The 23,280-nt window shown below is 67.3% G+C and carries 24 protein-coding genes; 10 read left to right on the top strand and 14 right to left on the bottom strand.

What is annotated here, in order from left to right; genetic code table 11:
- Positions 1 to 36: 36 nt before the first annotated feature.
- Positions 37 to 1,662 carry a hypothetical protein gene (locus ACTRWB_RS04605; RefSeq protein ID WP_419688138.1) on the top strand — a complete coding sequence of 542 codons (1,626 nt, stop codon included), beginning with the start codon at positions 37 to 39 and terminating at the stop codon, positions 1,660 to 1,662.
- 116 nt (positions 1,663 to 1,778) lie between these two features.
- Here the strand turns inward: ACTRWB_RS04605 and ACTRWB_RS04600 are convergent, their stop codons facing one another.
- Positions 1,779 to 3,353 carry an EAL domain-containing protein gene (locus tag ACTRWB_RS04600; RefSeq protein WP_446901095.1) on the bottom strand — a complete coding sequence of 525 codons (1,575 nt, stop codon included), beginning with the start codon at positions 3,351 to 3,353 and terminating at the stop codon, positions 1,779 to 1,781.
- On the opposite strand from ACTRWB_RS04600, the gene ACTRWB_RS04595 reads away from it, so the two are divergent.
- Positions 3,280 to 3,438 carry a hypothetical protein gene (locus tag ACTRWB_RS04595; protein ID WP_226800655.1) on the top strand — a complete coding sequence of 53 codons (159 nt, stop codon included), beginning with the start codon at positions 3,280 to 3,282 and terminating at the stop codon, positions 3,436 to 3,438. The genes ACTRWB_RS04600 and ACTRWB_RS04595 overlap by 74 nt on opposite strands.
- A 490-nt stretch (positions 3,439 to 3,928) precedes the next feature.
- Here the strand turns inward: ACTRWB_RS04595 and ACTRWB_RS04590 are convergent, their stop codons facing one another.
- On the bottom strand, positions 3,929 to 4,228 hold the full coding sequence (locus tag ACTRWB_RS04590) for a hypothetical protein (protein WP_446901094.1): 300 nt from the start codon (positions 4,226 to 4,228) through the stop codon (positions 3,929 to 3,931).
- 82 nt (positions 4,229 to 4,310) lie between these two features.
- Positions 4,311 to 5,357 (bottom strand): AraC family transcriptional regulator, encoded by a 1,047-nt coding sequence (locus ACTRWB_RS04585; RefSeq protein ID WP_048243018.1) that lies wholly within the window; start codon positions 5,355 to 5,357, stop codon positions 4,311 to 4,313.
- A 93-nt stretch (positions 5,358 to 5,450) separates the two neighbouring features.
- On the opposite strand from ACTRWB_RS04585, the gene ACTRWB_RS04580 reads away from it, so the two are divergent.
- The 3 genes from ACTRWB_RS04580 to ACTRWB_RS04570 all read left to right on the top strand — a co-directional run bounded on the left by ACTRWB_RS04580 (position 5,451) and on the right by ACTRWB_RS04570 (position 7,251).
- On the top strand, positions 5,451 to 6,389 hold the full coding sequence (locus ACTRWB_RS04580; protein ID WP_446901093.1) for a sterol desaturase family protein: 939 nt from the start codon (positions 5,451 to 5,453) through the stop codon (positions 6,387 to 6,389).
- A 186-nt stretch (positions 6,390 to 6,575) separates the two neighbouring features.
- Complete coding sequence (locus tag ACTRWB_RS04575) at positions 6,576 to 6,920, top strand: transcriptional regulator (RefSeq protein WP_446901092.1); 345 nt, start codon at positions 6,576 to 6,578, stop codon at positions 6,918 to 6,920.
- A gap of 88 nt (positions 6,921 to 7,008) precedes the next feature.
- The gene (locus ACTRWB_RS04570; RefSeq protein WP_226800642.1) at positions 7,009 to 7,251 is read left to right on the top strand and encodes an energy transducer TonB family protein; all 243 of its coding nucleotides are present in this window, start codon (positions 7,009 to 7,011) and stop codon (positions 7,249 to 7,251) included.
- A gap of 64 nt (positions 7,252 to 7,315) precedes the next feature.
- Here ACTRWB_RS04570 and ACTRWB_RS04565 read toward each other — a convergent pair whose 3' ends face one another.
- Positions 7,316 to 7,750: a phosphatase gene (locus ACTRWB_RS04565; protein WP_446901091.1), complete on the bottom strand. Its 435-nt coding sequence runs from the start codon at positions 7,748 to 7,750 to the stop codon at positions 7,316 to 7,318.
- A 324-nt stretch (positions 7,751 to 8,074) separates the two neighbouring features.
- Positions 8,075 to 9,433 carry an NAD(P)/FAD-dependent oxidoreductase gene (locus tag ACTRWB_RS04560; RefSeq protein WP_446901090.1) on the bottom strand — a complete coding sequence of 453 codons (1,359 nt, stop codon included), beginning with the start codon at positions 9,431 to 9,433 and terminating at the stop codon, positions 8,075 to 8,077.
- 99 nt (positions 9,434 to 9,532) lie between these two features.
- Between ACTRWB_RS04560 and ACTRWB_RS04555 the strand changes: the two genes are divergently transcribed.
- On the top strand, positions 9,533 to 10,486 hold the full coding sequence (locus tag ACTRWB_RS04555) for a LysR family transcriptional regulator (protein WP_129516254.1): 954 nt from the start codon (positions 9,533 to 9,535) through the stop codon (positions 10,484 to 10,486).
- A 34-nt stretch (positions 10,487 to 10,520) separates the two neighbouring features.
- Here the strand turns inward: ACTRWB_RS04555 and ACTRWB_RS04550 are convergent, their stop codons facing one another.
- Positions 10,521 to 10,718 carry a hypothetical protein gene (locus tag ACTRWB_RS04550; RefSeq protein WP_446901089.1) on the bottom strand — a complete coding sequence of 66 codons (198 nt, stop codon included), beginning with the start codon at positions 10,716 to 10,718 and terminating at the stop codon, positions 10,521 to 10,523.
- Between the two features lie 192 nt (positions 10,719 to 10,910).
- Between ACTRWB_RS04550 and ACTRWB_RS04545 the strand changes: the two genes are divergently transcribed.
- Both ACTRWB_RS04545 and ACTRWB_RS04540 read left to right on the top strand, forming a co-directional pair.
- Positions 10,911 to 11,834: a helix-turn-helix domain-containing protein gene (locus tag ACTRWB_RS04545; protein WP_446901088.1), complete on the top strand. Its 924-nt coding sequence runs from the start codon at positions 10,911 to 10,913 to the stop codon at positions 11,832 to 11,834.
- A 144-nt stretch (positions 11,835 to 11,978) separates the two neighbouring features.
- Positions 11,979 to 12,866, top strand: a complete 888-nt coding sequence (locus ACTRWB_RS04540) for an NAD(P)H-binding protein (protein WP_446901087.1) — start codon at positions 11,979 to 11,981, stop codon at positions 12,864 to 12,866.
- Positions 12,867 to 12,909: 43 nt separating this feature from the next.
- Here ACTRWB_RS04540 and ACTRWB_RS04535 read toward each other — a convergent pair whose 3' ends face one another.
- The 6 genes from ACTRWB_RS04535 to osmF all read right to left on the bottom strand — a co-directional run bounded on the left by ACTRWB_RS04535 (position 12,910) and on the right by osmF (position 19,243).
- Positions 12,910 to 14,112 (bottom strand): benzoate/H(+) symporter BenE family transporter, encoded by a 1,203-nt coding sequence (locus tag ACTRWB_RS04535; RefSeq protein ID WP_446901086.1) that lies wholly within the window; start codon positions 14,110 to 14,112, stop codon positions 12,910 to 12,912.
- Positions 14,113 to 14,298: 186 nt separating this feature from the next.
- Positions 14,299 to 15,324 carry a fatty acid desaturase gene (locus ACTRWB_RS04530; protein ID WP_446901085.1) on the bottom strand — a complete coding sequence of 342 codons (1,026 nt, stop codon included), beginning with the start codon at positions 15,322 to 15,324 and terminating at the stop codon, positions 14,299 to 14,301.
- An 85-nt stretch (positions 15,325 to 15,409) separates the two neighbouring features.
- Positions 15,410 to 16,168, bottom strand: a complete 759-nt coding sequence (locus ACTRWB_RS04525) for an ABC transporter permease (RefSeq protein WP_446901084.1) — start codon at positions 16,166 to 16,168, stop codon at positions 15,410 to 15,412.
- A complete protein-coding gene (locus tag ACTRWB_RS04520; RefSeq protein WP_446901083.1) occupies positions 16,165 to 17,103 on the bottom strand; it encodes an ABC transporter ATP-binding protein in 939 nt (312 codons plus the stop codon). The genes ACTRWB_RS04525 and ACTRWB_RS04520 overlap by 4 nt, the downstream gene beginning before the upstream one ends.
- Positions 17,100 to 18,323, bottom strand: a complete 1,224-nt coding sequence (locus tag ACTRWB_RS04515; RefSeq protein ID WP_419688121.1) for an ABC transporter permease — start codon at positions 18,321 to 18,323, stop codon at positions 17,100 to 17,102. The genes ACTRWB_RS04520 and ACTRWB_RS04515 overlap by 4 nt, the downstream gene beginning before the upstream one ends.
- On the bottom strand, positions 18,320 to 19,243 hold the full coding sequence (gene osmF / locus ACTRWB_RS04510) for a glycine betaine ABC transporter substrate-binding protein OsmF (RefSeq protein ID WP_129516263.1): 924 nt from the start codon (positions 19,241 to 19,243) through the stop codon (positions 18,320 to 18,322). Before osmF ends, ACTRWB_RS04515 begins: the two co-directional genes overlap by 4 nt.
- 417 nt (positions 19,244 to 19,660) lie before the next feature.
- On the opposite strand from osmF, the gene ACTRWB_RS04505 reads away from it, so the two are divergent.
- Positions 19,661 to 20,761, top strand: coding sequence for a porin (locus ACTRWB_RS04505; RefSeq protein ID WP_419688118.1), 1,101 nt, complete (start codon positions 19,661 to 19,663; stop codon positions 20,759 to 20,761).
- Positions 20,762 to 20,783: 22 nt separating this feature from the next.
- The gene (locus ACTRWB_RS04500; RefSeq protein WP_446901082.1) at positions 20,784 to 21,608 is read left to right on the top strand and encodes a phosphate/phosphite/phosphonate ABC transporter substrate-binding protein; all 825 of its coding nucleotides are present in this window, start codon (positions 20,784 to 20,786) and stop codon (positions 21,606 to 21,608) included.
- Between the two features lie 48 nt (positions 21,609 to 21,656).
- On the opposite strand, the gene dbpA is transcribed toward ACTRWB_RS04500, so the two are convergent.
- Both dbpA and ACTRWB_RS04490 read right to left on the bottom strand, forming a co-directional pair.
- Entirely contained in the window at positions 21,657 to 23,054 is a 1,398-nt protein-coding gene (gene dbpA / locus ACTRWB_RS04495) for an ATP-dependent RNA helicase DbpA (RefSeq protein WP_343491023.1), read from the bottom strand.
- The gene (locus ACTRWB_RS04490; RefSeq protein ID WP_048243036.1) at positions 23,051 to 23,248 is read right to left on the bottom strand and encodes a hypothetical protein; all 198 of its coding nucleotides are present in this window, start codon (positions 23,246 to 23,248) and stop codon (positions 23,051 to 23,053) included. Before ACTRWB_RS04490 ends, dbpA begins: the two co-directional genes overlap by 4 nt.
- Positions 23,249 to 23,280 lie beyond the last annotated feature (32 nt).

Raw genomic sequence — 23,280 nt, 5'->3', positions numbered from 1 at the left:
CACATTCAGTAACCTGCAATAAACAGTGATGGGTTCATGCTGGGATTGAAACGACGACAGCAGATCGAAGAGGTGGTCTTCGCTGACGATTTTTTTCGGACGCGCGAAAACGGATTGCCGCCGGCGTCGCGTGGCAACCGCAAGTTCTTGCGCGCCTTCTTCGGGACGGCAGCCGCGAGACTGGGTTGGCGCATCAGGGAAATCAGCCCCGGGTCGCAGGGCGGCAGCATTCCCGTGCGCAAGGTCATGGAGACGCTGGGCTTGCCGCAAAGCGCGGAAGGATGGGCCGCCGCGTGTACCGCCGACTTGAGTCAGGCCGCCGAGCATCTGCACACGTTGGCTCTGACGCCTGCCACCCTCGTGATCGGCTGGGGCTTGCCCCCGTCGATCATGAAGTATGCAGACAGCCACGGAGCGGCATTCATCGACGTGGAGATCCACTCGATCCGCTTTACCCGTGATCTGCACCTGGCAATGCGCACCAACGATCCCGGGATTCAGCGTGAACTGGAGCGGCTGCGCATCGATGACGAGATGTTCTGGTCCGCGGCCGCCGGCCTGCGTGCCCACTTCGCGCGGCGCGGAGAGTCTTCCATCGTGCGGCCCGATCAGAGCGTCGGATTGTTTGTCGGGCAGATGACCGTCGACCTGGCCGTGGTGCGCGGCGGCCGCCTGACGCTGCCCGTCGATTTCGTTTCGCAGGTCAGCGAATGGGCTAAGCAGGTCGATCTGCTGGCCGTTCGTCCGCATCCTGCACAGGCCGATGTGAGTCACCTGCACGCGTTACTGGAGAACGTGCCCAACGCAGTGCTCGTGAGCGGCAATACCTACAGTCTGCTCTGCGCGGAAAATCTGGCGTTCGTCAGCGCAATATCCTCCGGTGTGCTTAACGAGGCGAGCTATCTCGGGTGCAACGATGTTCGACGATTGCTTACCGATGACCGCAATACGATCGGTCTTCTGCCGGCAACCTGCTCGCCGTGGATACCCGTCAGGCTCGAGGTGGCCAGCGTTCGCTCGCTCGAGGCTTTCGCACGTGCACGACAGCGCTCGTGGCATTGGCCGCTGCCTCGACGTTCGGCCAGCCCGCCGCAGGCGTTTCCCGAAGACATGCTCAACCAGATTTTCGGCTACCGCTGGGGCCTGGATCCAACTGCGAGCGGCCTGCCGGAATTGCCGACGCTTGCGCCTGGACAATCGCTGAGCGTGGCCCTGGATACGCCGGGCGCCGCATGGACTTTCTTCGGATACGGCTGGCACTGGCCCGAGAATTGGGGTGTCTGGAGTGCCGGAGCGCACGCATGGCTGGTCGTCCCGCTGAGCTTGCCCGATCCGGTGCCGTCAGGCGGGGACTTTGAATTCTCGGTGCATGGCCACGTGTATGCGCCTGGCGCGGCGACTCCGCCGACCGTACGCATCGTGGTCAATGGCCACGCATGTCGGTTTACCCACGCTCAGGACGGCAGTATCGAATGGGTCGTCCGGCTCGACGCCGAGGCTGTCAGGAACCGGTTGCTGATCGTTGCCTTCGATATACAAGGGGCCTTGCGGCCGAGTGACGTGGGCGAGAACCCCAACGACAATCGAACGCTCGGGATCCGGCTGACACGCGTCGCGTTGCGTGAAAGCGGAGAGCGTGCGCCCGAACCGTCGGTGCAATGAGGCCACGGCGCGAATGATGAAGGCAGCCGGTCTTTCGCGTGCGAGGAGCCATCGCATGAGCGGTCCTGAAAACAAGGCGGCTGCGCCGGACTGATCGCGCGGCGTTCGCCGTGCCCCTATACCGGCGCCCGCGCCACATCGCGCTTCAGTTTCTCCACCCGCTGCGGCCGCTGATACAGATACCCCTGCGCATACTGAATCCCGACCGCATGCAGCGCGCGATGCTGCGCTTCCGTCTCCACGCCTTCCGCGATGATCTTCAGGTCGTAGTGATGCGCGACGGCCGCGATCCCCTCGATCAGCCCTGCGCCGCCGCCGTTCAGTTGCGCAACGAACTGGCGATCGATCTTCACGTAGTCGAACGGGAAGCGCGACAGCATGTCGAGATTGCTGTGATGCGTGCCGAAATCGTCGATCGCGAACTTCGCGCCTTTCGACCTGAGCGCCTGGAAGATCGCGGTGGTCCGCGCGTTCTGTTCGAGCAGGATGCGCTCGGTGACTTCGAGCACCAGCGTAAAACCGGGCGGCAGCGCGCGGATCGCGTCCTCGACGACGGACACGAACCGCGCGCGCTCGAGATCCTTCGGCGCGATGTTCACGGCGATGCGCAGCGGCGCGGACGGCGTCAGCGCGGCCAGTTCGGACACGGTCGTGCGCAGCACGAACTCGGTCACCTTGGGCAGTACCGCGCTCGATTCCACCTGCGGGATGAACAGGGCCGGGCTGATGGCCCCCCACTTCGGATGCTGCCAGCGCAGCAGTGCCTCGACGCCGACCATCCTGCGCGTCTGGACGTCGACGATCGGCTGGTAGACGACATGGAACTCGTTGCGCCTGAGCGCCTGGCGAACGGCCTTCAGCAACAGCCGCCGCGGCGCCATCGCCAGCAGGTAGGCAGCGATCACGAGGCCATCCGCCAGCAGCGCGATCGTGATGCCGATCAGCCGATCGTGGCGCCGGACCTGCGACGCGTAGTGCGCCGATGCGGCAACCGACACCGTGAACGGCCAGCGGTGCGACGTGATCGCGCTGCCGCCCGCGGGGCCCGCGCCCGCTTCCGGCATGAACTTCCCATGCTGGTCGAGACGGCCCGAACCCGCGATCGACAGCGTGGCGGTTCCGGTACTGTCGCGGGTGCTGCGTGCGAGCGCGTCGGCCACATAGTCGCCCTCGATCAGGTACAGGACACCCGCGCCGCGCGTGGTGGCGCGAAACACGGACAGCACCGGGATGCCGTGCTGAAACGGCGTCTGGCGCAGCAACGTGACGATCATCGATCCCGGTTCCGGCTCGCGCGTGTAGGCGTCGAGCGGCACGTCGATCGCGCCGAGCGCCGACGAGCACATGACGCGGCCGTCCTTCACCAGCCCGACGGCACGCAGGTAGCGCAGACGGGTGCCGATTTCGGCCAGCGTCCGGAATACCGTCGCGCATGGCCGCCCGACGAGCGCGGTCAGCTCGTCCGCATGCCGCAGGCGAACGCCGTCCAGGATGCGGTCCACCGAGGCCACGCTGTCGTTCGCGACGGCGCGTTCATGCGTGGTGACGGCCTCGCGCGCGCAGCGATCGGCAAGCACGATCGCGAATACGGGCACGAGCACGCAAACGATTACGGCGATGAACAAGACAACCCGCGGCCATGCGCCGCTGCGCTGGAAAACTGGCTTCGAGCCTGGCGTGAGCGCCGACATTCCCGCGGTTGCCTTTGGTGTTGTGCGCATGGAGTGGCAAGCCGAACCGGTTGATGCGCAAACCGCGCGCATGCGTCATGCCTGATCCGGACGATGCCCCTCGCGCGCCGGTATCGCGATGCTAATCGATTCAACGGTCGCGATGGGCATGGCTGCCAGCACCGTCGCGATCGGCCATTCATTCCGGAGGCTTCGCGCTATAACATGCGTAGACTGCGCATATATATTGACGTAGCACACCGAAAAAAACCCCGGCCGCAGGGTCGTGCGGCCGGGATGAAAAGACACCGTCTCTTGGCACGAGGATGGTGCGCGGCAAGTATAAGATGTGACGCGCGATTACGAAATATTGTTATTTAACAATTGGTGCAGTTTTGTGATTGCATCTCGACAAGAAATATTTTCGTGAGACGCCGTTTTCGGCGGTTTGCCGCCGCGCCGTGACGCCGTCACCGGAGCACGCGGACCACGGTCGAAAGGAGAACGACAGGAATCGCCGACATATTCATGCCGGTGCCGAGGCGGTCTGACGTTGAACGAACGATGCCGTGCCGGCGCGTCGCACCAGCCGCGATTCAGAAATCGTTGCGCATCTTGTGCAGCAGGTCGCCGGGCGATTGGTGCGTGTCGACCGCGGTGAGCACATCGGTCAGGAACCACGGCAGGTTCAGCTGCGTATCGGAATCGCCGACGCATACGCGGATCGGCGGTGCCTTGGACGGCGTGCGGGCGTCTGGCGCGGCGCCCCGGGACGGGACGCAATTCTTCGCATACGCTGGAACCGGCGCGGCGTCGCCGGATGGGGCGCCGGCGGCTGCCGGCAAGCTGACGGCGGCAAGCAGGGTCAGTACAGCGACAGTGGCAACGCGTTTCATGGGAGTCTCCGGCGATGCTGATTCGACCGCGCGGGCCGGCGCGAGTTCGGCGGCGGCGCGGCTGCGTCACTCGCTTACCCGTTCATCCGCGCGCGACGCTTGCTGCCCGCGCCGGCTGCCGGCTGCGCCACTGCTGCGGCGATTCGCCGGTCCAGCGCCGAAAGGCGCGCGTAAACGCGCTGTGTTCCGAATAACCGAGCAGCCAGGCCACTTCCGCGAGCGTCAGACGCGGATCGTTCAGATGGTCGATCGCGAGCCGCCGCCGCGTGTCCTCGCGCAGGGTCCGGAAGTTGAGCCCGAGTTCGGCAAGCCGGCGATGCAGCGTGCGCGACGACACATGCAGGTCCGACGCGATCTGCTCGATGCTCGCGTCGCCTTGCGTCAGCAAGCGCGCGACGGCTTCGCGCACCGACTGTTCGAGATCGTCCGTCTGCCGCAACTCGGCGAGCAGCGCGCTCGCCTGGCGTTCCATCATCTGCAGCAGCGCGTCGTCCGGCTGGCGCAGCGGCTGCGTGAGCAGGCGCAACGGGAACGCGAGCCGGTTCACCGGCTGGCCGAACCGGACCGGACAGCCGAAATAGTCGACGTACGGCTGGTCGTCGCCGGGCGACGGATGCACGAAGCAGACTTCGTCGGGCCCGTTGCGCGTGCCGGTGATGTTGCGCGCGAACTGGACGATCGCGGTCAGCGCCACTTCGTCGACGAGCGGGCCGAGCGGTTCGGGCGCATCGTGCCATTCGATCGCGACCGACGTCGCCTCGACCCGCACTTCCATGCGCGCGACGTTCGCGATCAGGTGCTCGTATTGTTGCCAGCGCGCGAGCGCGGCGCCGGCGTCGCGGCACGCATGCAATGCGTAACCGAGCGCACCGAGATGCGCGGGCGTGATCCGCTGGCCGACGTGCAGGCCGAGCAGCGGATCGTCGAGTGCACGGACCGCGCATTCGAGCAGGCGCCGCCAATGCGCGCTCGCGTACAGCGTCAGCCCGCGATCGTCCTCGGGCGGCCGCGCCTCGCCGAGCACGCGTGCCGCGTCCTTGCCCTGTTCGGACAGATAGTCGAACAGCAGCCGCACGTAGGTGCTCGAGTAGTAGATGCGCTGAGTCGATAGCGGGGAGGCGGCAGGCATGGCCGAAAGTGTCAAGTAATCGTCTGCAAGTGTCAACGCGCGCCGACCTGCACGCGACGATACTGCCCGTCAGTTTCCGATCGAGGCCGCCACATGCCGACCGAGTTGATGACGTGGCTCCATGCGTTCCTGGGTAACGACGTGGACTGGAAGCAGGTGCTGCTGATCGGCATGACGCCGGTCTTCCTGATCGCGTTCGCGATCGAATACGCGGTGGCGACCAAGCGCGGCCGCCGCGCACCGTTTCGCTGGAAGGAGATCGTCGCAAACCTGTCGCTCGGCGCCGGTTATCAGGTGGCCGAGACCGTGATGGGGCTCCTGTTCACAGGCGCGATCTTCGCTTGGGTCTATCGGCACCGGCTATTCGATGTGCCGGTAAACGGCTTCACGATCGTGCCGATCTTCGTTTTAGTCGAGTTCTGCTACTACTGGTTTCACCGCACGTCGCACCGCGTGCGCTGGTTCTGGGCTGCGCACGTGCCGCATCACAGCGGCGAAGTGATGAACTTCACGACGGCGATGCGACAGTCGCTGCTGAACGCGTTCGTCGGCGTGTTCGTGTTCTACCTGCCGCCGGTCTGGTTCGGCATTCCGCCCGCCGTCGTGTTGTTCCTGCTCGCGGTCGATCTCGCGTATCAGTACTTCGTGCATACCGAGTCGATCGGGCGCCTGCCGCGCTGGTTCGAGTATGTGTTCGATACGCCGTCGAACCATCGCGCGCATCACGGCCGTAATCCGCGTTACATCGACAAGAATTATGGCGGCGTGCTGATCATCTTCGACCGGATGTTCGGCACCTACGTCGAGGAGACGGAGCCGGTCGACTATGGAATCACGCAGCAGATTCGTTCGTATAACTTTCTTGTGCTGAACCTGCACGAGTTCGTCGACATGTGGCGCGACGTGTTCGCGCCCGGGCCGGTCATGCAGCGGCTGAAGCACCTGTGGATGCCGCCCGAGTGGGAGCGGCCGGGGCACCGGCCGATCCATACGTGGAGTGTCGAGCGCAAGGGAGAGGAGGAAGGCGGGTAGAGTTCGGGCTGGCGGGGTGATCCAAACGTTAACAATCGTTTGGATCACCGGTCGGACGCTTGCGACGCGGAATGCGCTCATTTATTGTGCCGCCACGACAGCGCCGACACCGGGCGCCAAGCCAGATCGAAAGGAGCACCCGTCATTACCGCATCGACTCGTCGCACGCATGTTCGTGCATTTCTCGTGGCATCGCTCGCCTATCTCAATCTCGCGCATCCTGCTTCAGCCGCCTATACGGAGGCGTGGATGAGCGACCGTGACGTGAAGGAACAAGCGCGGCAGGTCAAGCATCCGGCCGCCGCGGCGAGCAGTTCGACGGCCGCGAAGCCGGTTCGGCCATCCGTTCGATCAGGTGCGACCGGTGCGGTCGTCGCGCATGCCGACGCGAAGCCTGCGGCAAAGTCGCAACCGGTTCCCGCCAAGGCCCGGAAGCTTCAAGACGCGGGGAGCGCCGACCCGAAGCGGAAAACCGTCGCGAATCCGCCGCGAGCACGGGTGGTACGCACGGGCGCGGCGGTGCAGCCTTGAGGCATTGAATCCACGACGCGCGTTGAAGTGTCGCCGCGCTCGGCCATAATCTCAGCATTCGACGGTTACGGAGAATATCGTGTCGCTGATGGATCGCCTGTTGTCACGCGGAGTGCAGAACGCGTCATCGCGAAGGCAAGTGATCGTGCGTGTGTGGCTCGACGAACAGGGGCGTGTCCGCGATCTCAAGGTCAGACGCAGTTGCGGCGATCCCGCTCTCGACGAGAAAGCGCTTCACGCGATTGCCGTGATGCGCTTCCCCGGCGGCCACCTCGGCTCCGGGGGGAAATCCGCCAAGCGCTGGCACGATCTCAACTATCCGGTGGACTGACGGCGCGCCGCTGCGCGTCACCGATAGCCGTCACACTACCGGTTGCGACACGGCAACCGTCGATTCAGTGCAGGCCAGCCGATGCGATCGAGCGCACCGTGTCGGTGATGTTCACGCAACGCGACAGGCCGAAATGCTCGGCTTCACGGCGTTCCGGTTCGCTGCTCGCAATGCCCACCGCGCGTTCGGGCGGCACGCCGAGCGCTTGAAGCGCGACATCGAAAGGATGCTGGTTTGATCCGGAGTCCTGCTGACTGGCGTCCGTGACGACGACCGAGAAGCGGTCGAGGTTCGCGCGGCCGAACTGGCCTTCGAACATGTCGCTGAGCCGTGCGGCCGGCAGCGTCGTGACGAGACCGAGTCGGTATCCTTCTTCCGATGCCCGGTCGAGCCACTGGATGATCGCGTCGCGTTGATGGCGCGATTCGTGCGAATCCGGTGTTGCTTCGATCTGCGCGAATGCTGCGTCGAGACGGGTGACGATGGCTTCGATAACCACGGTGATTCCTCTTCAGAGACGTGATGATCCGTTCGCCGACGGGAATGCCACACACCTTAGCGTCGATCCGGAAAACGCGACCAATTAATATTCTTATCCAACTCATACGATTCAGCTTATGAATCGGGTTGCGAGCCAGCGTGGGCGCGGGATGCGTGTCGCGCGACATGCTCCGCGCGAAATGCATCGTATCGACGGCCTTCAATGTGATGCACCAAACTCGCGCACGTTGCGCATGCATCGGTCATATGCATATGAAAAAAACGGCGTATCGGGCGATGCGCGCCCGATACGCCGTCTTGCGATGCCGCGTGTGAACGGTCGTCAGTGCAGCTTGATCGACGGCTGGTTGCGGCTTTGCAGCCAGTGGCTCAGTGACTGGAACAGCGCGCGCTTCACGCCATACACGCTGAACAGGTGCTTGCGGTACAGGAACTTGTACAGGCCGATCGCGGCGAGCCCGTCGACGATCAGCGAGCGCGAACGCACGCCGAGGTCGGCCTGATACACGGCGCCGGCGTGCCCGAGCGATACGACGGTGCCCGCATCGCGGAACGTGAAGCCGGCCACCGGCTTGCCGGCGACGCGCCGCGCGAACGCCTGGACCAGATACACGGCCTGCTGGTGCGCGACCTGCGCGCGCGGCGGCAGGAAGCCGCTCGCACCGGCCGACGGGCATGCGGCGCAGTCGCCGAACGCATACACGTGCGGGTCGTCCGGCGTTTGCAGCGTGTCGGTCACGATCACCTGGTTCGACCGGTTGAGCGCGATGTCGCCGATCTGCCGCAGGAGCGCGGGCCCCGCAACGCCGGCCGCCCAGATCGTGATGTCGCTCGCGAGCCGCTCGCCCGTCGCGGTCGTCACGGCATCCGCGCCGACTTCCGCCACGCGGGTATCGGTCAGCACATCGACGTTCAGCGCGCGCAACCGCGCGTGCATCTTCGCGGACAGCCGTTCGTCGAGCGCCGGCAGGATGCGCGGGCCGCCTTCGATCAGCCGGATGTGCACGTCGCGCGCCGACACCAGCGCCTTGAAGCGATACGTCGTCAGTTGCTGGATCGCGTCCCGCAGCGCGGCGGCCAACTCGACGCCCGTCGCGCCCGCGCCGATCACGTTGATGCAGATCGGCGCCGCGCGCCGCGCAGGCTGCTGCTCGGCCAGGTGATTCGCCTTCGTGCAGGCCGCGAGGAACTTCCGGCGGAAATCCTCTGCCTGGTCGAGATTCTCGAGCGGCAGCGCATGGCGTGCCGCGCCCGGCACGTTGAAGAAGTTCGTCACGCTGCCGACCGCCAGCACGAGATCGTCGTAACCGAGCTCGCGTTGCGGCAGGATTTCCGTGCCGTCCGCGTCCTGCACGGCGGCGATGGTCGCCGTGCGTGCGACGCGGTCGACCTGCTGCAGCGCGCCCTGCACGAAGCGGAAACCGTGGCGCTTGGCCTGCGCCGCGTATTCGATCGTGTGGGAAGCCGGGTCGCGATGGCCCGATGCGGCTTCGTGCAGCAGCGGCTTCCAGAAGTGCGTCGGGTAGCGGTCGACGAGCACGACCTCGGCTTGCCCGCGGCGTCCGACCGTATCGCCGAGACGCGTGGCGAGCTGCAGGCCGCCGGCGCCGCCGCCGACGATCACGATGCGCGGCATGCGCGGCGCGCGGTCCGTTGCAAGGTTGGGCGTGATGTTGTCCATGTTGGGCTCCCGCTGATGACGATTCGGATGACATTGCTCAAGAACCGACGATATAGTTTGGAACCCACTCGAACAATTTAATGTTTATAAGCGACTCATATGTATTCACTTATAGGAAAGACCGCGACGTTCCGGCAGCTGAAGGCGCTGGACATGATTGCGCGGCTCGGCAGCGTGTCGCGGGCGGCCGAGGAACTGAACCTGACGCAGCCGGCCGTGTCGCTGCAGGTTCGCCTGCTCGAGGAGGCGGTGGGTGCCGCGTTGCTGCAGCGGGTGGGGCGCGGTGTGCAGCTGACCGCGGCCGGCGAGATCGTGTCGCGCTATGCGCGCGAGATCCTGCATCTGTGGAGCGAGGCCGGCGACGAAGTGGCCGCGCTGACCGGCGATCTCGGCGGCACGCTGCGGATCGGTGCGATCACGACGGCCGAGTACCTGATCCCGCCGCTACTGGTCAAATTCACCGCGACGCGTCCGCATGTGAAGACGTATTTCAAGGTCGGCAACCGCGACGACATCATCCGCATGCTCGCGACGCATGAAATCGATCTCGCGGTGATGGGCAGCGCGCCGAAGGAGCTGCGCACGCATGCGGTCGAGTTCGCGAAGCATCCGATGGTGTTCGTCGCGGCGCCCGGTCATCCGCTGATGCAGCGCAAGCGCGTCGCGCTGAAGGATCTCGAATCCGCGCACCTGCTCGTGCGCGAACGCGGCGCGGGCACGCGCTCGACCGTCGAGACCCTGTTCAAGACGGCCGGATACCGCTTCCATGTGGGCTCCGAATTGTCGAGCAACGAGGCCATCAAGCAGATGGCCGAAGCGGGGCTCGGCATCGCGTTCCTGTCGTTGCACGCGTGTGCACTCGAACTGCGCACCGGGCTGCTGGGGCAACTGCCGTTCCCCGGCAACCCGATCGAGCGCGAATGGTATGTGGTCACGCTTGCCGACCGGCGCATCTCGCAGGTGACGGGGCTGTTCCGCGACTTCCTGATCAAGCAGGGCGGGCCGGTGATCGACGGCGCGACGGTGGCGCTGCACGAGCGGCGGCGCAAGTAGGCGCAAGCCGGCGGATGCCGCCCGCGCCGGCCGGTCAGACGAGCCCGAAGTCGTCGTTGCTGTCGGGAATCGACGCGAGCAGCCGTTCGAGCCGATACCAGCCGATGATGCGCAGGCACCACGCGACGATGGCGGCGCGGCCGTTGCGGGAGCGAGGGGTCGAGGAAGGGCGGGTGGCGCCGGACGGCGATGGCGCGATGAACGACGCGCGCAGCGGGCAGTAATGGGGCATGACGGTCTCCGTAGGTGTCGGATGGGGCGATCGTAGGGGGCACGATGCCCGCCGGCGCTCACGTTAGGATCGGTTTGAGCAGAAACGGATGATCTTTTTCCGCCGGGCAGGATCCGGCCCCCGCAGGCCCGGCACGCCGGCCGAAAACGCGTCACAATGCGCGTTCGACACACCATCTGGTGGAGCCAAGCCATGAGCGATCCGATTCTCGCCGCGCCGCCGGACAACGGCGTGCCGGTCAGCCTGCGTTCCAGCCGCGGGCTCGGCTGGCGGGGCTTCGGCGCGGCGCTGCTCGACATTCGCGCCGGCACGTACCGGATCCCGGCGGCCGACCATCACCGCATTGGCGTGCATATCGGCGGGCCCGTTCGCGCGGACTGCGTGTGCGACGGCGAGCGCGTGTCGCGCATCCAGGCGCATGGCGACGTCGACGTGATTCCGGCCGGCCTGCCCGGCCAGTGGACCGACAGCGCCGACTGCCGGATCCTGCACATCATGCTCAGCGACACGTTCGTGCGGCGCACCTTCGAACACCTGGAACTGAAGCCGTCGCAGGCGCAGATCCGTCGCCGGCTGCAGGTGCGCGATCCGCGCCTGCAGCACATCGCGTGGGCGATGGCCGCCGAACTCGAAGCCGACGACGCATCGGACCCGCTCTACGCGGAAAGCCTGTGCACGGCGCTCGTCGCGCGGCTGGTCGACAGCCAGCCGGCATTCCGCGAGCGCCGGCGCACGCTCGCGCCGAAGGCGGCGGCGCGCGTGATCGACTATGTCGAGGCGAATCTTGACCGGCGCATGACGCTGGCCGAACTCGCGGCGCTCGTATCGATCAGCGTGCCGCACTTCAAGGTGCTGTTCCGCGAAACGGTCGGGATGCCCGTGCACCAGTACGTCGTGCGGCGTCGTGTCGAGCGCGCGAAGGCGCTGCTGCTCGAAGGCCGGCTCAGCATCAGCCAGATCGCGCTGGAAGCCGGGTTCGCGCACCAGAGCCACATGGCGAACTGGATGAACCGCGTGCTCGGCGCGACGCCGACGGAGATCGTGCGGTCGGGGGCGCGAGGGGGGCTGCGGCTCGCGTATGACGGCGAAGACGGCGCGAAACCTTCACGTCAATAGCCTCCCGGCAGCCATGCGGGCCGCGCGATCGATGCGCGACCCCGCATCCCGTCATCCTTTCCTGCTCGATTCATCCCTCCCTGCGCGCCGCCCGGCCCGCGCGTGCCGACAATCACCTCACCTTCATCCCCCCAGGAGCGGATCGTGTTCGTGATCTTCGGTGCATCCGGCAATGTCGGCCTGTCGACCGTCACAACCTTGCGCAATGCCGGCCATCCCGTGCGCGCGGTGCTGCGCGACGCACGCCATCGTGAACGTTTCGAGCAACTCGGCTGCGACGTGGCCATCGCGGCGCTGACGGACGAGCGCGCGATCGCGTCGGCGATCGACGGCGCGCAGGCCGTGCAGATGCTGTGCCCGGTGCCCGTCGCCGACCCCGATCCGGCCGCGACGATGGCGCGGACGATCGACGTCGCGACCGCCGCGCTCGCCGCGAACCCGCCGCCGGCGCTGCTCGCGCTGTCGGACTACGGCGCGGAGCACGACGGCAATACGGGCGTCACCCGCCTGTTCCATCTCCTCGAACAGCGGCTGAAAACGATCCCGACGCAACTGACGCTGCTGCGTTCGGCCGAGCATCTGCAGAACTGGACGCGGATCCTGCCGGTCGCGCTCGGGACCGGCGTGCTGCCGAGCTTTCATCATCCGGTCGGCAAGCTATTTCCGACGGTCTGGGCGCCCGATGTGGGTGTCGTCGCGGCGCGGCTGCTGCTCGATGCGTCCGCAGGCGGCAACGGGCCGCGCATCGTCAGCATCGAGGGGCCGCGGCGGGTGAGCGTGACGGCGATCGCGGACACGCTCGGCGCGGCAGCCGGCCGCGCGATCGTCGCGCACGAGCTGCCGCGCGACACATGGGCGGCGACGCTGCTGCGCGCGGGCCTCAGCGAACGCCATGCGCAGCTGATCGTCGATCTCTACGACGTGCACAACGCGGGGCAGATCGACGTCGAAGCCGGTGTGTCCGAGCGGCTTTACGGCACGACGACGCTGATGGACGCGCTCGCGCAACTGGTGCGCCAGCACGCGCGGTGATCGAAGCGGCGGCGCGCCATGCGTACGATAGGCACCACGTGCATTACGCCGGCCGCCGCACCTTGTTCAGCACCGCATACGACAGCGACCCGATCACGATTCCCCAGAACGCGGAGCCGAGGCCGAGCCACGTCATCCCCGACGCGGTCGCGAGGAACGTGATCAGCGACGCTTCGCGGTGGTTCTCATCCTCGAAGATGCCGTGCACGTTCGCGCCGATCGCGCCGATCAGCGCGAGCCCCGCAAGGATCGCGACGAACGCTTTCGGCAGCGCGAAGAACACCGTGACGATCGTGCCCGCGAAGAGGCCGCCGATCAGGTAGATCGCGCCGTTCGCGAGCCCCGCGACATAACGCCGGTCCGGATCCTCGTGCGCATCCTTGCCCGTGCACAACGCCGCGGTGATCGCCGCGACGACGATCGTGATTCCGCCGAAGCACGCGACGACGAGCGACATCACGCTGGTCGCCGTGATGATGGGCCGCGCATTCGTGTGATAACCGGACACGCGCAGGATCGTCATCCCCGGCAGGAACTGGCCGGTGAGGCTGACGACGACGAGCGGCAGCGCGAGGCTGAGCGTCGTGCCGAGGGTCCATTCGGGCGCGATGAAGATCGGCCGCGCGATGCTCGGCGATACGTTGCCGAGATGCGTCATCCCGAGCAGCGTCGCGAGCGCGGCGCCCGTCAGCAGCACGAGCACGATGCTGTAGCGCGGCAGCAGGCGCTTGAAGATCACGTAGGCCGCGATCATCCCGAACGCGAGCGCGGGCTGCTCGGACGCGGCGGCGAACGCATGCGTGCCGAACGGCAGCAGGATGCCGGCCATCATCCCGCACGCGATGCCGCGCGGAATGTGGCGCACGAGTCGGTCGAAATAACCGGTGACGCCGATCAGCAGGATGATCAGCGCGGCCGTGATGTACGTGCCGACGGCCTGGTTGAGCGTCAGTTGCGGAAACAGGCCGACGAGCAGCGCGGTGCCGGGCGCCGACCACGCGGTGATCACCGGCACCTTCAGCTTCCAGCTCGCGAACAGGCCCGACACGCCCGCGCCGATCGAGATCGCCCAGACCCACGACGACACCATCGCGTTGGACGCGTGAGCCGCCTGCGCGGCCTGGAAGAAGATCGCGAGCGGGCCCGCGTAGGAAATCAATACCGCGAGAAAACCCGCGGTGATCGCGGAAACGGACCAGTCGTTGCCGATCGCGCGGATCGCGCCGGGCGGGGTGTTCGGTTGCATCGTCGTCGGGGAATGCGGCGCGCGGCCGGGAGGCAGAGCCGGGGCGAATGATTGTTGGAAGCCCCGGATGAGCCGCCATTCTGGACATTGCCGGCGCAATTGGCAATTCTCCGGCGATGTCGGCTTTTCGTAAGAAATCGACGACAAGACGGGCAGGTCGACGACGAAGCGCGAGCCTGTCGAACGCTACGTGCTGATCTGCAGCACCTGGTCGACCACCGCCACTTTCACCCCGCTCCCCGTCGACAGCGACGCCGTGCCCTGGTCGAACGGATGCACGGGCGTATCGGTCGGCGTCCACGCATGGCGCGTCAGCAGTTCGCGATAGCCGCCGCGGATCACGAAGCCGCCGTTTTTTTCGGCATACGCGTCGCGCCGCATCCGGTACGCGCGCGGCAGGTCGTACCACGGCAGCTTCGGCAGGTCGTGATGGACGAGGTGGTAGTTGTTGTTCAGGTACAGCAGCCGCATCGCGAAACCGGCTTCGTTGATCGCGATGCGCGCTTTCGGGCGCCGCGCGGCGCGGTGCTCGTACAGCGAGCGGATCATCGCGAGCGACAGCGCGGGCCACGTGACCGCCAGCAGGTAGTACCACCATGGCACGCCGATCGCCCATTGCAGCCACGTGAGCAGCGCGACCACGCATGTCACGTGCGTCGCCCACATCGGCACATAACGGAAGTCGCCGCGCCGGAACGCGGCGAACGCGTCGGCGAACATCGCGGCGATGGCGAGCGGCGGCCCGACGACGATCCGTCCGGCAAAGGTCTTGCGCGCCACGGTCGCCACGCGGCGCCAGCGCGGCAGCCGCGCCCAGCGTTCGCGCGATACGTAGTTCGTTTCGGGATCGACGCCCGGCACGGTCAGGTCTTCGTCGCGATGATGGTCGAGATGGGTGTCGCGATACAGCGCGTACGGATACCAGACCGTCAGCGGCGGATAACCGAGCAGCTTGTTCACGAACGCGGAGCGCGTCGGATGGCCGTGCAGCAACTCGTGCTGCAGCGACAGGTGCCACGCGCCGAGCAGGATCAGCAGCGGCGTTGCGGTCATCAGCGACAGGCACTCGGCGCGCACGAGCAGCAGCACGGCGAGCCAGCCGCCGTAGATCGCGACGATCAGCAGCCAGGTCGGCCATTCGGTGCGGGCGGTGAAGCGGGCGTCGAGCGCGGCAATCGCGTGCGCGTGGTCGACGTCGAAGTATTCGGCCATGGTGCGGTGACGGAAGAGCGGGCCGGACGCGGTGCGCCGGCCGGGACAACAACGAGCGAAAACGGAAAACGGCGGCGAGCGCCGGTCAGTCGGGCGCGGGCCGCGCGGCGGCCGGCGCGAATGCGCGCCCGGCCTGGCCGAGCACGTCGTAGACCGCGACCGCGAGCAACGCGACGACGATCCCGCCCTGCAGCACGAACGCGGTATTCGACGTCTGCAGGCCCGCGATGATCACGTCGCCGAGCCCTTTCGCGGCGACCGTCGAACCGATCGTCGCGGTGCCGAGATTGATCACGACCGCGAGCCGGATGCCGTTCAGGATCACCGGGAACGCGAGCGGCAGCTCGACCGCGAACAGTTGCTGGCGCGCGCTCATGCCCATCCCGCGTGCGGCGTCGAGCGTCGCGGCGGGAATGTCGCGCAGCCCCGCGATGGTGCTCTCGAACACGGGCAGCAGCCCGTACAGCACGAGCGCGATCAGCACGGGCTTCACGCCGAAGCCGACGGCCGGCACCGCGAGCGCGAGCACCGCGACGGGCGGGAAGGTCTGGCCGATGTTGACGATGCTGCGCGCGATCGGCAGGAAGTCGGCGCCTGCCGGCCGCGTGACGAACACGCCGGCCGCCAGTGCCACGAGCGCACCGACCGCACTGGAAACCGCGACGATCGCGAGATGCGCCAGCGTCAGGTCGAGCAGGCTCGCACGGTCGTAAAGCGCCGGCGCGCCGTTGTCGGCGAACGGCGCGAACAGCGGCGCAAGCCATGCGCCGCGGAACAGCAGCACGATCAGCGCGGCCAGTACGGCGGCGCGTGCGGCGCCGGAAGCGAATGCGGCGGGCCTCATCGCGGCTGCCTCGCACGCGCGACGATCGCGGGCAGCGAGATCCGGCCGTGCACGCGGCCGTCCGCGCCGGCAACCGGCAGCGCATCGACGCCGCGCCACAGCAGCTCGGCGATCGCGTCGCGCAGCGACGCGGAACCGGGCAGCGGCGTGCCGTCGGCCTTACCGGGTTCGACCGCTTCGTCGACGCGGGTCAGCGCAAGCAGCCTGAGCGGCCGGTCGTCGCCGGCGACGAGCTGTTCGACGAAGCCGGGCGCGGGCCGCGCCAGGATATCGGCGGGCGGCGCGGCCTGCAGCACGCGTCCGCGATCCATCACGACGATCGTGTCACCGAGCTTCAACGCCTCCTCCATGTCGTGCGTGACGATCACGACCGTGATGCCGAGGCGGCGCTGCAGCGCGAGCAGGTCGTCCTGCGCCTTGCTCCGGATGATCGGGTCGAGCGCACCGAACGGCTCGTCCATCAGCAGGATGCGGGGCTCGGCCGCGAGCGCGCGCGCGACGCCGACGCGCTGCTGCTGGCCGCCCGACAGTTCGTGCGGCAGCTTGTCCGCGTGCACGGCCGGATCGAGTTCGAACAGCGCGAGCAGCTCGCGCACGCGCGCGTCGATCCGATCGGCGGGCCAGCCGAGCAGGCGCGGCACGGTCGAGATGTTGCGGGCGACGCTCCAGTGCGGAAACAGCCCGTGCCCCTGGATCGCATAGCCGATGCCGCGGCGAAACTGCTCGGGCGCGACGGTTGCGGTATCGACGCCGTCGACGCGGATCGTGCCGCTCGTCGGCGCGATCAACCGGTTGATCATCCGCAGCAGCGTCGACTTGCCGCTGCCCGACGCGCCGACGAGCGCGGCGATCGTGCCGCGGCGAATCGACAGCGTGACGTTGTCGACGGCAATCTGTTCGCCGAAGCGGCGGCTCACGTGTTCGATCTCGATCATGCCCGGCGTCCTTTCGCGAGTGCGGTGGCGGCGTCGAACACGACGGCGGCGGCGAGCGCCAGCGCGATCGTCGGGATCGCGCCGAGCAGCACGAGGTCGGTCGCCGACTGTCCGATGCCCTGGAAGATGAAGGTGCCGAAGCCGCCGCCGCCGATCAGCGCGGCGACCGCGGCGAGGCCGATGTTCTGCACGAGCACGATGCGCACGCCGCTCAGGATCACCGGCAGCGCCAGCGGCAGCTCGATCTGGAGCAGCCGCTGCGCGCGCGTCATGCCCATCGCGGCGGCGGCCTCGACCGCATGCGGCGGAATCTGCCGCAGTCCGACCACGACGCTCGACGCGATCGGCAGCAGCGAATACAGGAACAGCGCGAGCGCGGCGGGCGCGGCGCCGATGCCGCGGATGCCGAGCGCGGCCGCGAGCGGCACGTGCGCGGCGAGCAGCCCGAGCGGCACCATCAGCAGCCCGTACATCGCGATGCTCGGAATCGTCTGCACGATATTGAGCGCAGGCAGCAGCACGCCGCGCAGCGCGGCCGAGCGCGCGCATGCGACGCCGAGCGGCACGCCGGCCGCGATCGCCGCGGCAACCGAGCCGCCGACCAGCGCCGTGTGTCGACTGGCCTCCTGCCAGAACGTGTCGGCGCGCGCCGTGTATTCCTGCATGACGGAGAGACCGTCCCACCAGCCGGCGTGCAGCAGCGCGGCGAGCACGGTGCATGCGGCGGCCAGCGCGGCGAGGCGTCTGACCGGACCGAGCGCGAGCCGCGCGGACGCATCGACCACCAGCGCGGCGTACGCGAAGAACAGCAGCCATGCGCCGGTGGCCGGCGACACGCGCGCGAGCGGATTGTCGTCGGTGACGAGATGGGCCGGCACATGGCCGACGAGCGCGCCGAGGCCGAGCAGCAGCACCGCGCCCGCCGCGAAACGCGGTGCCGGGCGACTGCGCAGCAGCGCGAACAGCGCGCTTGCCGCGCCGGCCGCGTACAGCGTCACGGCTTGCCAGTGCGGGAAGATCTCCGCGAGCGCGAGATCGTGTCCGGCGACGATCCGGTTCGCGCGGAACGTGACGAACGGCGCGAACGCGAGCGCCGCCGCGATCGTGCCGGCGATCAGCACGCCGACGCGGTCGACGCGCGCCGTGCGCACGCGGGCGGCATCGGCGGTCGAACCGGCTTGCGCACGACCGGGGGCCGCTGCGTGCGCGCCGGCGATCATTTGACGAAACCCTTCGACTTCAGATAACCGGCGGCGACGGCCGACGCGGGTTCGCCGTTCAGCTGAATACGGCTGTTGAGCGTCTGCAGCGTCTTCAGGTCGAGGCTCGCAAACACCGGCTTCAGGTAGTCGGCGATCTGCGGATGCGCTTTCAGCACCGCTTCGCGGATCACCGGCGCCGGCGCATAGACGGGCTGTACGTGCTTCGCGTCGTCGAGCACGACGAGGCCGGACGAGGCGATGCCGCCGTCGGTGCCGTAGACCATCGCGGCGTTCACGCCATCGGTCTGGTTCGCCGCGGCCTTGATCGTCGCGGCCGTGTCGCCGCCGGACAGCACGAGCAGCTGATCCTGCTTCAGCTTGAAGCCGTACGCCTTCTCGAACGACGGCAGCGCGGACGCGCTGTTCACGAACTCGGCCGACGCCGCGAGCTTCACCTTGCCGCCGTTGCCGGCCCATTTGCCGAAGTCGTCGAAGGTCTTCAGCCCGTTCGCCTTCGCGACGGTGCCGAGCACGGCGACGCCCCACGTGTTGTTGGCCGGCGCGGGCGTGAGCCAGACGAGATGGTTCGCCGCGTAGTCGAGCTGCTTCGCGGTGTCATAGCCTTTTGCCGCGTCCTTCCACACCGGATCGTCGGCCTTGTTGAAGAAGAATGCGGCGTTGCCCGTGTATTCCGGATAGATGTCGATCTCGCCGGTCGTCAGCGCCTTGCGCACGATCGGCGTGGTGCCGAGCCCGATCTTGTCGGTGACGGCGATGCCGTGCGACTTCAGCACCTGGGAAATCAGGTTGCCGAGCAGGTTGCCTTCGGTGTCGATCTTCGACGAGACCGTGATCGACGGCGCGGCGCAGACGGCGGCGGAAGCGGTGGCGGCGACGGCGGCGATGCCGAGGCGGCGGATCGAGCGGATGAATGTCATGGGGGACCGGGGCTCCAGCGTGTTGTCGAGGCTTGCCGAATGCCGCGTCGCGTGGCGTGTCGTGCGCGCGGGCTTCGGGCGCCCGTCGCGTGGGTGACGCGACGGATGCAACCTGCGAAACGGCCGACCCGGTGTGCCGGCCGTTTTGCGACGTGCGGGCGAACCGCAGGCGGCTCGCGACGATTCGGAAGGAAAGCGAACTGTACCGAGCCGATGCCGGACGGCCAATCAATCGATTCGCATTTGCTTATCGCGATGGCTCACAAGCCCGCCGGGCGGTGTCTGACGGGGCGTGACCCGGAAAATTCTGGAATCGAATTCTCGATTCGTTCGTTGGCGCGCGCCGGTCGCGTCGATATAGTCCCGCATTCCCCGCAGACGGTTCGCATGTCTGAACAAATAAAACGGAACATCCCGATGAAGAAACTCCTGTTCGCGCTGCCGCTCGCCGCGGCCGCTACCGCCCACGCGCAAAGCAGCGTCACGCTGTACGGCATCGTCGAGGATGGCGTCGACTACGTATCGAACGTGCAAGGCAAGCATCTCGTGCAGCTCGCATCGGGCGTCACCGCCGGCAGCCGCTGGGGCGTGCGCGGCACCGAGGATCTCGGCGGGGGCCTGAGCGCGATCTTCCGGCTCGAAAGCGGCTTCGACATCAACTCCGGCCGCCTCGGCAGCGGGCTCGCGTTTTCGCGCAATGCCTACGTCGGCCTGAACGACACGAAGCTCGGCACGCTCACGCTCGGCCGCCAGTGGGATTCGATCGTCGACTACGTCGAGCCGTTCACGCTGAACGGCAACATCGGCGGTTACTACTTCGCGCACCCGAACGACATGGACAACACCGACAACGGCTTCCCGATCTCGAACGCGGTCAAGTACCGCAGCCCGACGATCGCAGGCTTCACGTTCGGCGGCCTCTATGCGTTCGGCGGGCAGCCGGGGCGCTTCTCCGACAACGCGACGTTCAGCGTCGGTGCGAACTACGCGGCGGGGCCGATCGGCGTCGGCATCGGTTATCTGCGGATCAACAACCCGGGCGTGTCGACGCAGGGTTATCAAAACTATCCGGGCTTCACGAACGCGATCTACGGCAACTACCTCGATGCGGCGCGCGCGCAGAAAGTGTTCGGCGTCGGCGCGTCGTACCAGGTCGTGCAGTGGCTGAAGCTGCTGGCCGATTTCACGAACACGAACTTCCAGCAGGGCAGCGCGGGGCACGACGCGACGTTCCAGAACTACGAGCTGTCGACGCTCATCACGCCGACGCCGGCGGTGACGGTCGGCGCGGGCTACACGTACACGACGGGCCGCGACCACGCGACGAACGCGGAGCCGAAGTATCACCAGTTCAACCTGAGCGTCGAATATGCGCTGTCCAAGCGCACGAGCGTGTATGTGATGGGCGCGTTCCAGAAGGCGGCGGGCGATGCGCCGGTCGCGCAGATCGCGGGTTTCAATCCGTCGAGCAACCAGAAGCAGGCAGTCGGTCGTGCCGGCATTCGCCACCTGTTCTGAGCCCAGACCGTAGAATGCGCGCATGAGCTCATGGATCGCCGGACTGCCGATGTACAACGTGACGCCGCGCCACGCCGCGCTGTGGCATGCGCTGCTGCGCGACGCGCTCGACACGTTCGCGAACGCGGGCGGGCCGGCCGGCGTCGAACTGCTCGACGAACCGTTCGGCGACCTGCACGCGCTGTGGCGGCGCGACGATCTGCTGCTGTCGCAGACGTGCGGTTATCCGTACCGGATGCTCGGCCTGCGCGATACCGTGCGATTGATCGCGACACCGGTTTTCAACGCGGACGGCTGCCACGGCGCGCGCTACAGCAGCGTGCTGGTCGTGTCGGCGCGCGTGCATGCGGGTGGTGCGACGACGCTTGCCGCCTGTCGCGGGCTGCGGGCCGCATTCAACGGCGAGGATTCGCACAGCGGGATGAACGCGTTACGGCATGCGGTCGCGCCGCATGCGCACGACGGCCGTTTCTTCGGATCGGTCACGGCGTTCGGCTCGCACCTGAACGTGCTGCGTGCGCTGGCTGCCGGCGATGCCGATTGCGCGGCGATCGACTGCGTGACGTTCGCGTATGTGAAGGACGCGTTGCCCGAGCTGCTGCACGATATCCGGATCATCGGAATGACGGCATCCGCGCCGGGGTTACCGTTGATCGCGTCGCGTGCGCTGGAGGAACCGCAGGTGGCCGCGTTGCGGGACGCGCTCGATCGCGCGGTGTCGGTGGATGCGGAGCGTGCGCGCGTGCTGCGGCTGAAGGGATTCGAGCGGCTCGCGCCCGATGCCTATGACGCGATCGAACGATTCGCGCGGGATGCGGCCGCGCACGGGTATCCGGCGCTGGCCTGATAGGCGGGCGGCGTGCCGGTGGCCCGGCGTCGCGCCGCCCGAGTCGTTTTACTCTTCGTCCATCAACCGGACCTTGACCCGCTTGCCCTTGATCTTCCCCGCATTGAGCTTGCGCAGCGCGTCGTGCGCGACGCCGCGCTCGATCGCGACATAGGTCGAGAACTCGGTCACGTTGATCTTGCCGATCTGCTTGCCGTCGAACCCTGCATCGCCGGTCAGCGCGCCGAGCACGTCGCCCGGACGGATCTTGTCCTTGCGTCCGCCGAGGATCTGCAGCGTTTCCATCGGCGGCAGCAGCGTGTCGTCGCCGGCCGGCTTCAGCTCGGCGAGCGGATGCCATTCGACGTCGCGCTTCTGCGCATGCTCGATCGCGCCGACGCGGCCCATCTCGTCCATGCTCGCGAGGCTCAGCGCCCAGCCGTCCTGATCGGCGCGGCCCGTGCGGCCGATGCGGTGCACGTGCACTTCCGGGTCCGGCGTCACGTCGACGTTGATCACCGCTTCGAGTTGCGCGATGTCGAGCCCGCGCGCGGCGACGTCGGTCGCCACCAGCACCGAGCAGCTGCGGTTCGCGAACTGGATCAGCACCTGGTCGCGTTCGCGCTGGTCGAGCTCGCCGTGCAGCGCGAGCGCGTGGAATCCCTGCGCATGCAGCACGTCGAGCAGGTCGCGGCACTGCTGCTTGGTGTTGCAGAACGCGATCGTGCTGACCGGCCGGTAGTGGTTCAGCAACTGGCCGACCGCATGCAGCCGCTCGTTCTCGGTCACTTCATAGAAGCGCTGGCGGATCTTGCTGTTGTCGTGACGCTCTTCGAGCTTCACTTCCTTCGGGTTGCGCAGGAACTGCTGGCTCAGCTTCACGATGCCGTCCGGATAGGTCGCGGAAAACAGCAGCGTCTGGCGCGTCGTCGGGCACATCCGCGCGACCTTCGCGATGTCGTCGAAGAAGCCCATGTCGAGCATCCGGTCGGCTTCGTCGAGCACCAGCGTGTTCAGCGCGTCGAGCTTCAGGTTGCCGCGATCGAGGTGATCCATGATGCGGCCCGGCGTGCCGACGACGATGTGCGCGCCGTGCTCGAGGCTCTGCGCCTGCGGGCGCATCGGTGTGCCGCCGCACAGCGTCAACACCTTCACGTTCTCCTCGGCGCGCGCGAGGCGGCGCACTTCCTGCGCGACCTGGTCGGCGAGTTCGCGCGTCGGGCACAGGATCATCGCCTGCACGTCGAAGCTGCGCGCGTCGAGGCGCGACAGCAGCGCGAGCGAGAATGCTGCGGTCTTGCCGCTGCCCGTCTTCGCCTGCGCGATCAGGTCCTGGCCGGCCAGCGCGATCGGCAGGCTCGCAGCCTGGATCGGCGTCATGTCGACGTAACCGAGCTGCGCGAGGTTGGCGAGCGTCGCGGGCGTCAGCGGCAGCGCGCTGAAGGGCGTGGCGGTCGGTTGGGTCATTCGAGGTCTCCGAGGTAAGGCTTGCCTTCCATCTGTTCGTAGACGACGGTGCCGTCGTCGCCCTCGAAGCGTTCGAGATAGTTGCGCGCGCCGCACAGCGGGCAGCGGAACAGCAGCCCCTGGCCCTCGTCCTTGATGACGACGTCGGACGTTTCCCACTGCGTGCCGCAGCTTTGGTTTCTGCAGGTAAACACGGTCTTTCTCCAGCTGAATTCGGTTGGTGGCG

This window comes from Burkholderia sp. YIM B11467 (genome assembly GCF_052952715.1).
The sequence above is the reverse complement of the archived record's forward strand: the minus strand, read 5'-3'. Positions and strand labels throughout refer to the sequence as shown.

What these genes read in the sequence shown, in the direction of transcription:
- ACTRWB_RS04605 (WP_419688138.1), top strand. Translation starts at nt 37, where the DNA reads ATGCTGGGATTGAAACGACGACAGCAGATCGAAGAGGTGGTCTTCGCT.
- ACTRWB_RS04595 (WP_226800655.1), top strand. Translation starts at nt 3,280, where the DNA reads ATGAACAAGACAACCCGCGGCCATGCGCCGCTGCGCTGGAAAACTGGC.
- ACTRWB_RS04600 (WP_446901095.1), bottom strand. Translation starts at nt 3,353, where the DNA reads ATGTCGGCGCTCACGCCAGGCTCGAAGCCAGTTTTCCAGCGCAGCGGC.
- ACTRWB_RS04590 (WP_446901094.1), bottom strand. Translation starts at nt 4,228, where the DNA reads ATGAAACGCGTTGCCACTGTCGCTGTACTGACCCTGCTTGCCGCCGTC.
- ACTRWB_RS04585 (WP_048243018.1), bottom strand. Translation starts at nt 5,357, where the DNA reads ATGCCTGCCGCCTCCCCGCTATCGACTCAGCGCATCTACTACTCGAGC.
- ACTRWB_RS04580 (WP_446901093.1), top strand. Translation starts at nt 5,451, where the DNA reads ATGCCGACCGAGTTGATGACGTGGCTCCATGCGTTCCTGGGTAACGAC.
- ACTRWB_RS04570 (WP_226800642.1), top strand. Translation starts at nt 7,009, where the DNA reads ATGGATCGCCTGTTGTCACGCGGAGTGCAGAACGCGTCATCGCGAAGG.
- ACTRWB_RS04560 (WP_446901090.1), bottom strand. Translation starts at nt 9,433, where the DNA reads ATGGACAACATCACGCCCAACCTTGCAACGGACCGCGCGCCGCGCATG.
- ACTRWB_RS04555 (WP_129516254.1), top strand. Translation starts at nt 9,533, where the DNA reads ATGTATTCACTTATAGGAAAGACCGCGACGTTCCGGCAGCTGAAGGCG.
- ACTRWB_RS04550 (WP_446901089.1), bottom strand. Translation starts at nt 10,718, where the DNA reads ATGCCCCATTACTGCCCGCTGCGCGCGTCGTTCATCGCGCCATCGCCG.
- ACTRWB_RS04545 (WP_446901088.1), top strand. Translation starts at nt 10,911, where the DNA reads ATGAGCGATCCGATTCTCGCCGCGCCGCCGGACAACGGCGTGCCGGTC.
- ACTRWB_RS04535 (WP_446901086.1), bottom strand. Translation starts at nt 14,112, where the DNA reads ATGCAACCGAACACCCCGCCCGGCGCGATCCGCGCGATCGGCAACGAC.
- ACTRWB_RS04530 (WP_446901085.1), bottom strand. Translation starts at nt 15,324, where the DNA reads ATGGCCGAATACTTCGACGTCGACCACGCGCACGCGATTGCCGCGCTC.
- ACTRWB_RS04525 (WP_446901084.1), bottom strand. Translation starts at nt 16,168, where the DNA reads ATGAGGCCCGCCGCATTCGCTTCCGGCGCCGCACGCGCCGCCGTACTG.
- ACTRWB_RS04520 (WP_446901083.1), bottom strand. Translation starts at nt 17,103, where the DNA reads ATGATCGAGATCGAACACGTGAGCCGCCGCTTCGGCGAACAGATTGCC.
- ACTRWB_RS04515 (WP_419688121.1), bottom strand. Translation starts at nt 18,323, where the DNA reads ATGATCGCCGGCGCGCACGCAGCGGCCCCCGGTCGTGCGCAAGCCGGT.
- osmF (WP_129516263.1), bottom strand. Translation starts at nt 19,243, where the DNA reads ATGACATTCATCCGCTCGATCCGCCGCCTCGGCATCGCCGCCGTCGCC.
- ACTRWB_RS04505 (WP_419688118.1), top strand. Translation starts at nt 19,661, where the DNA reads ATGAAGAAACTCCTGTTCGCGCTGCCGCTCGCCGCGGCCGCTACCGCC.
- ACTRWB_RS04500 (WP_446901082.1), top strand. Translation starts at nt 20,784, where the DNA reads ATGAGCTCATGGATCGCCGGACTGCCGATGTACAACGTGACGCCGCGC.
- dbpA (WP_343491023.1), bottom strand. Translation starts at nt 23,054, where the DNA reads ATGACCCAACCGACCGCCACGCCCTTCAGCGCGCTGCCGCTGACGCCC.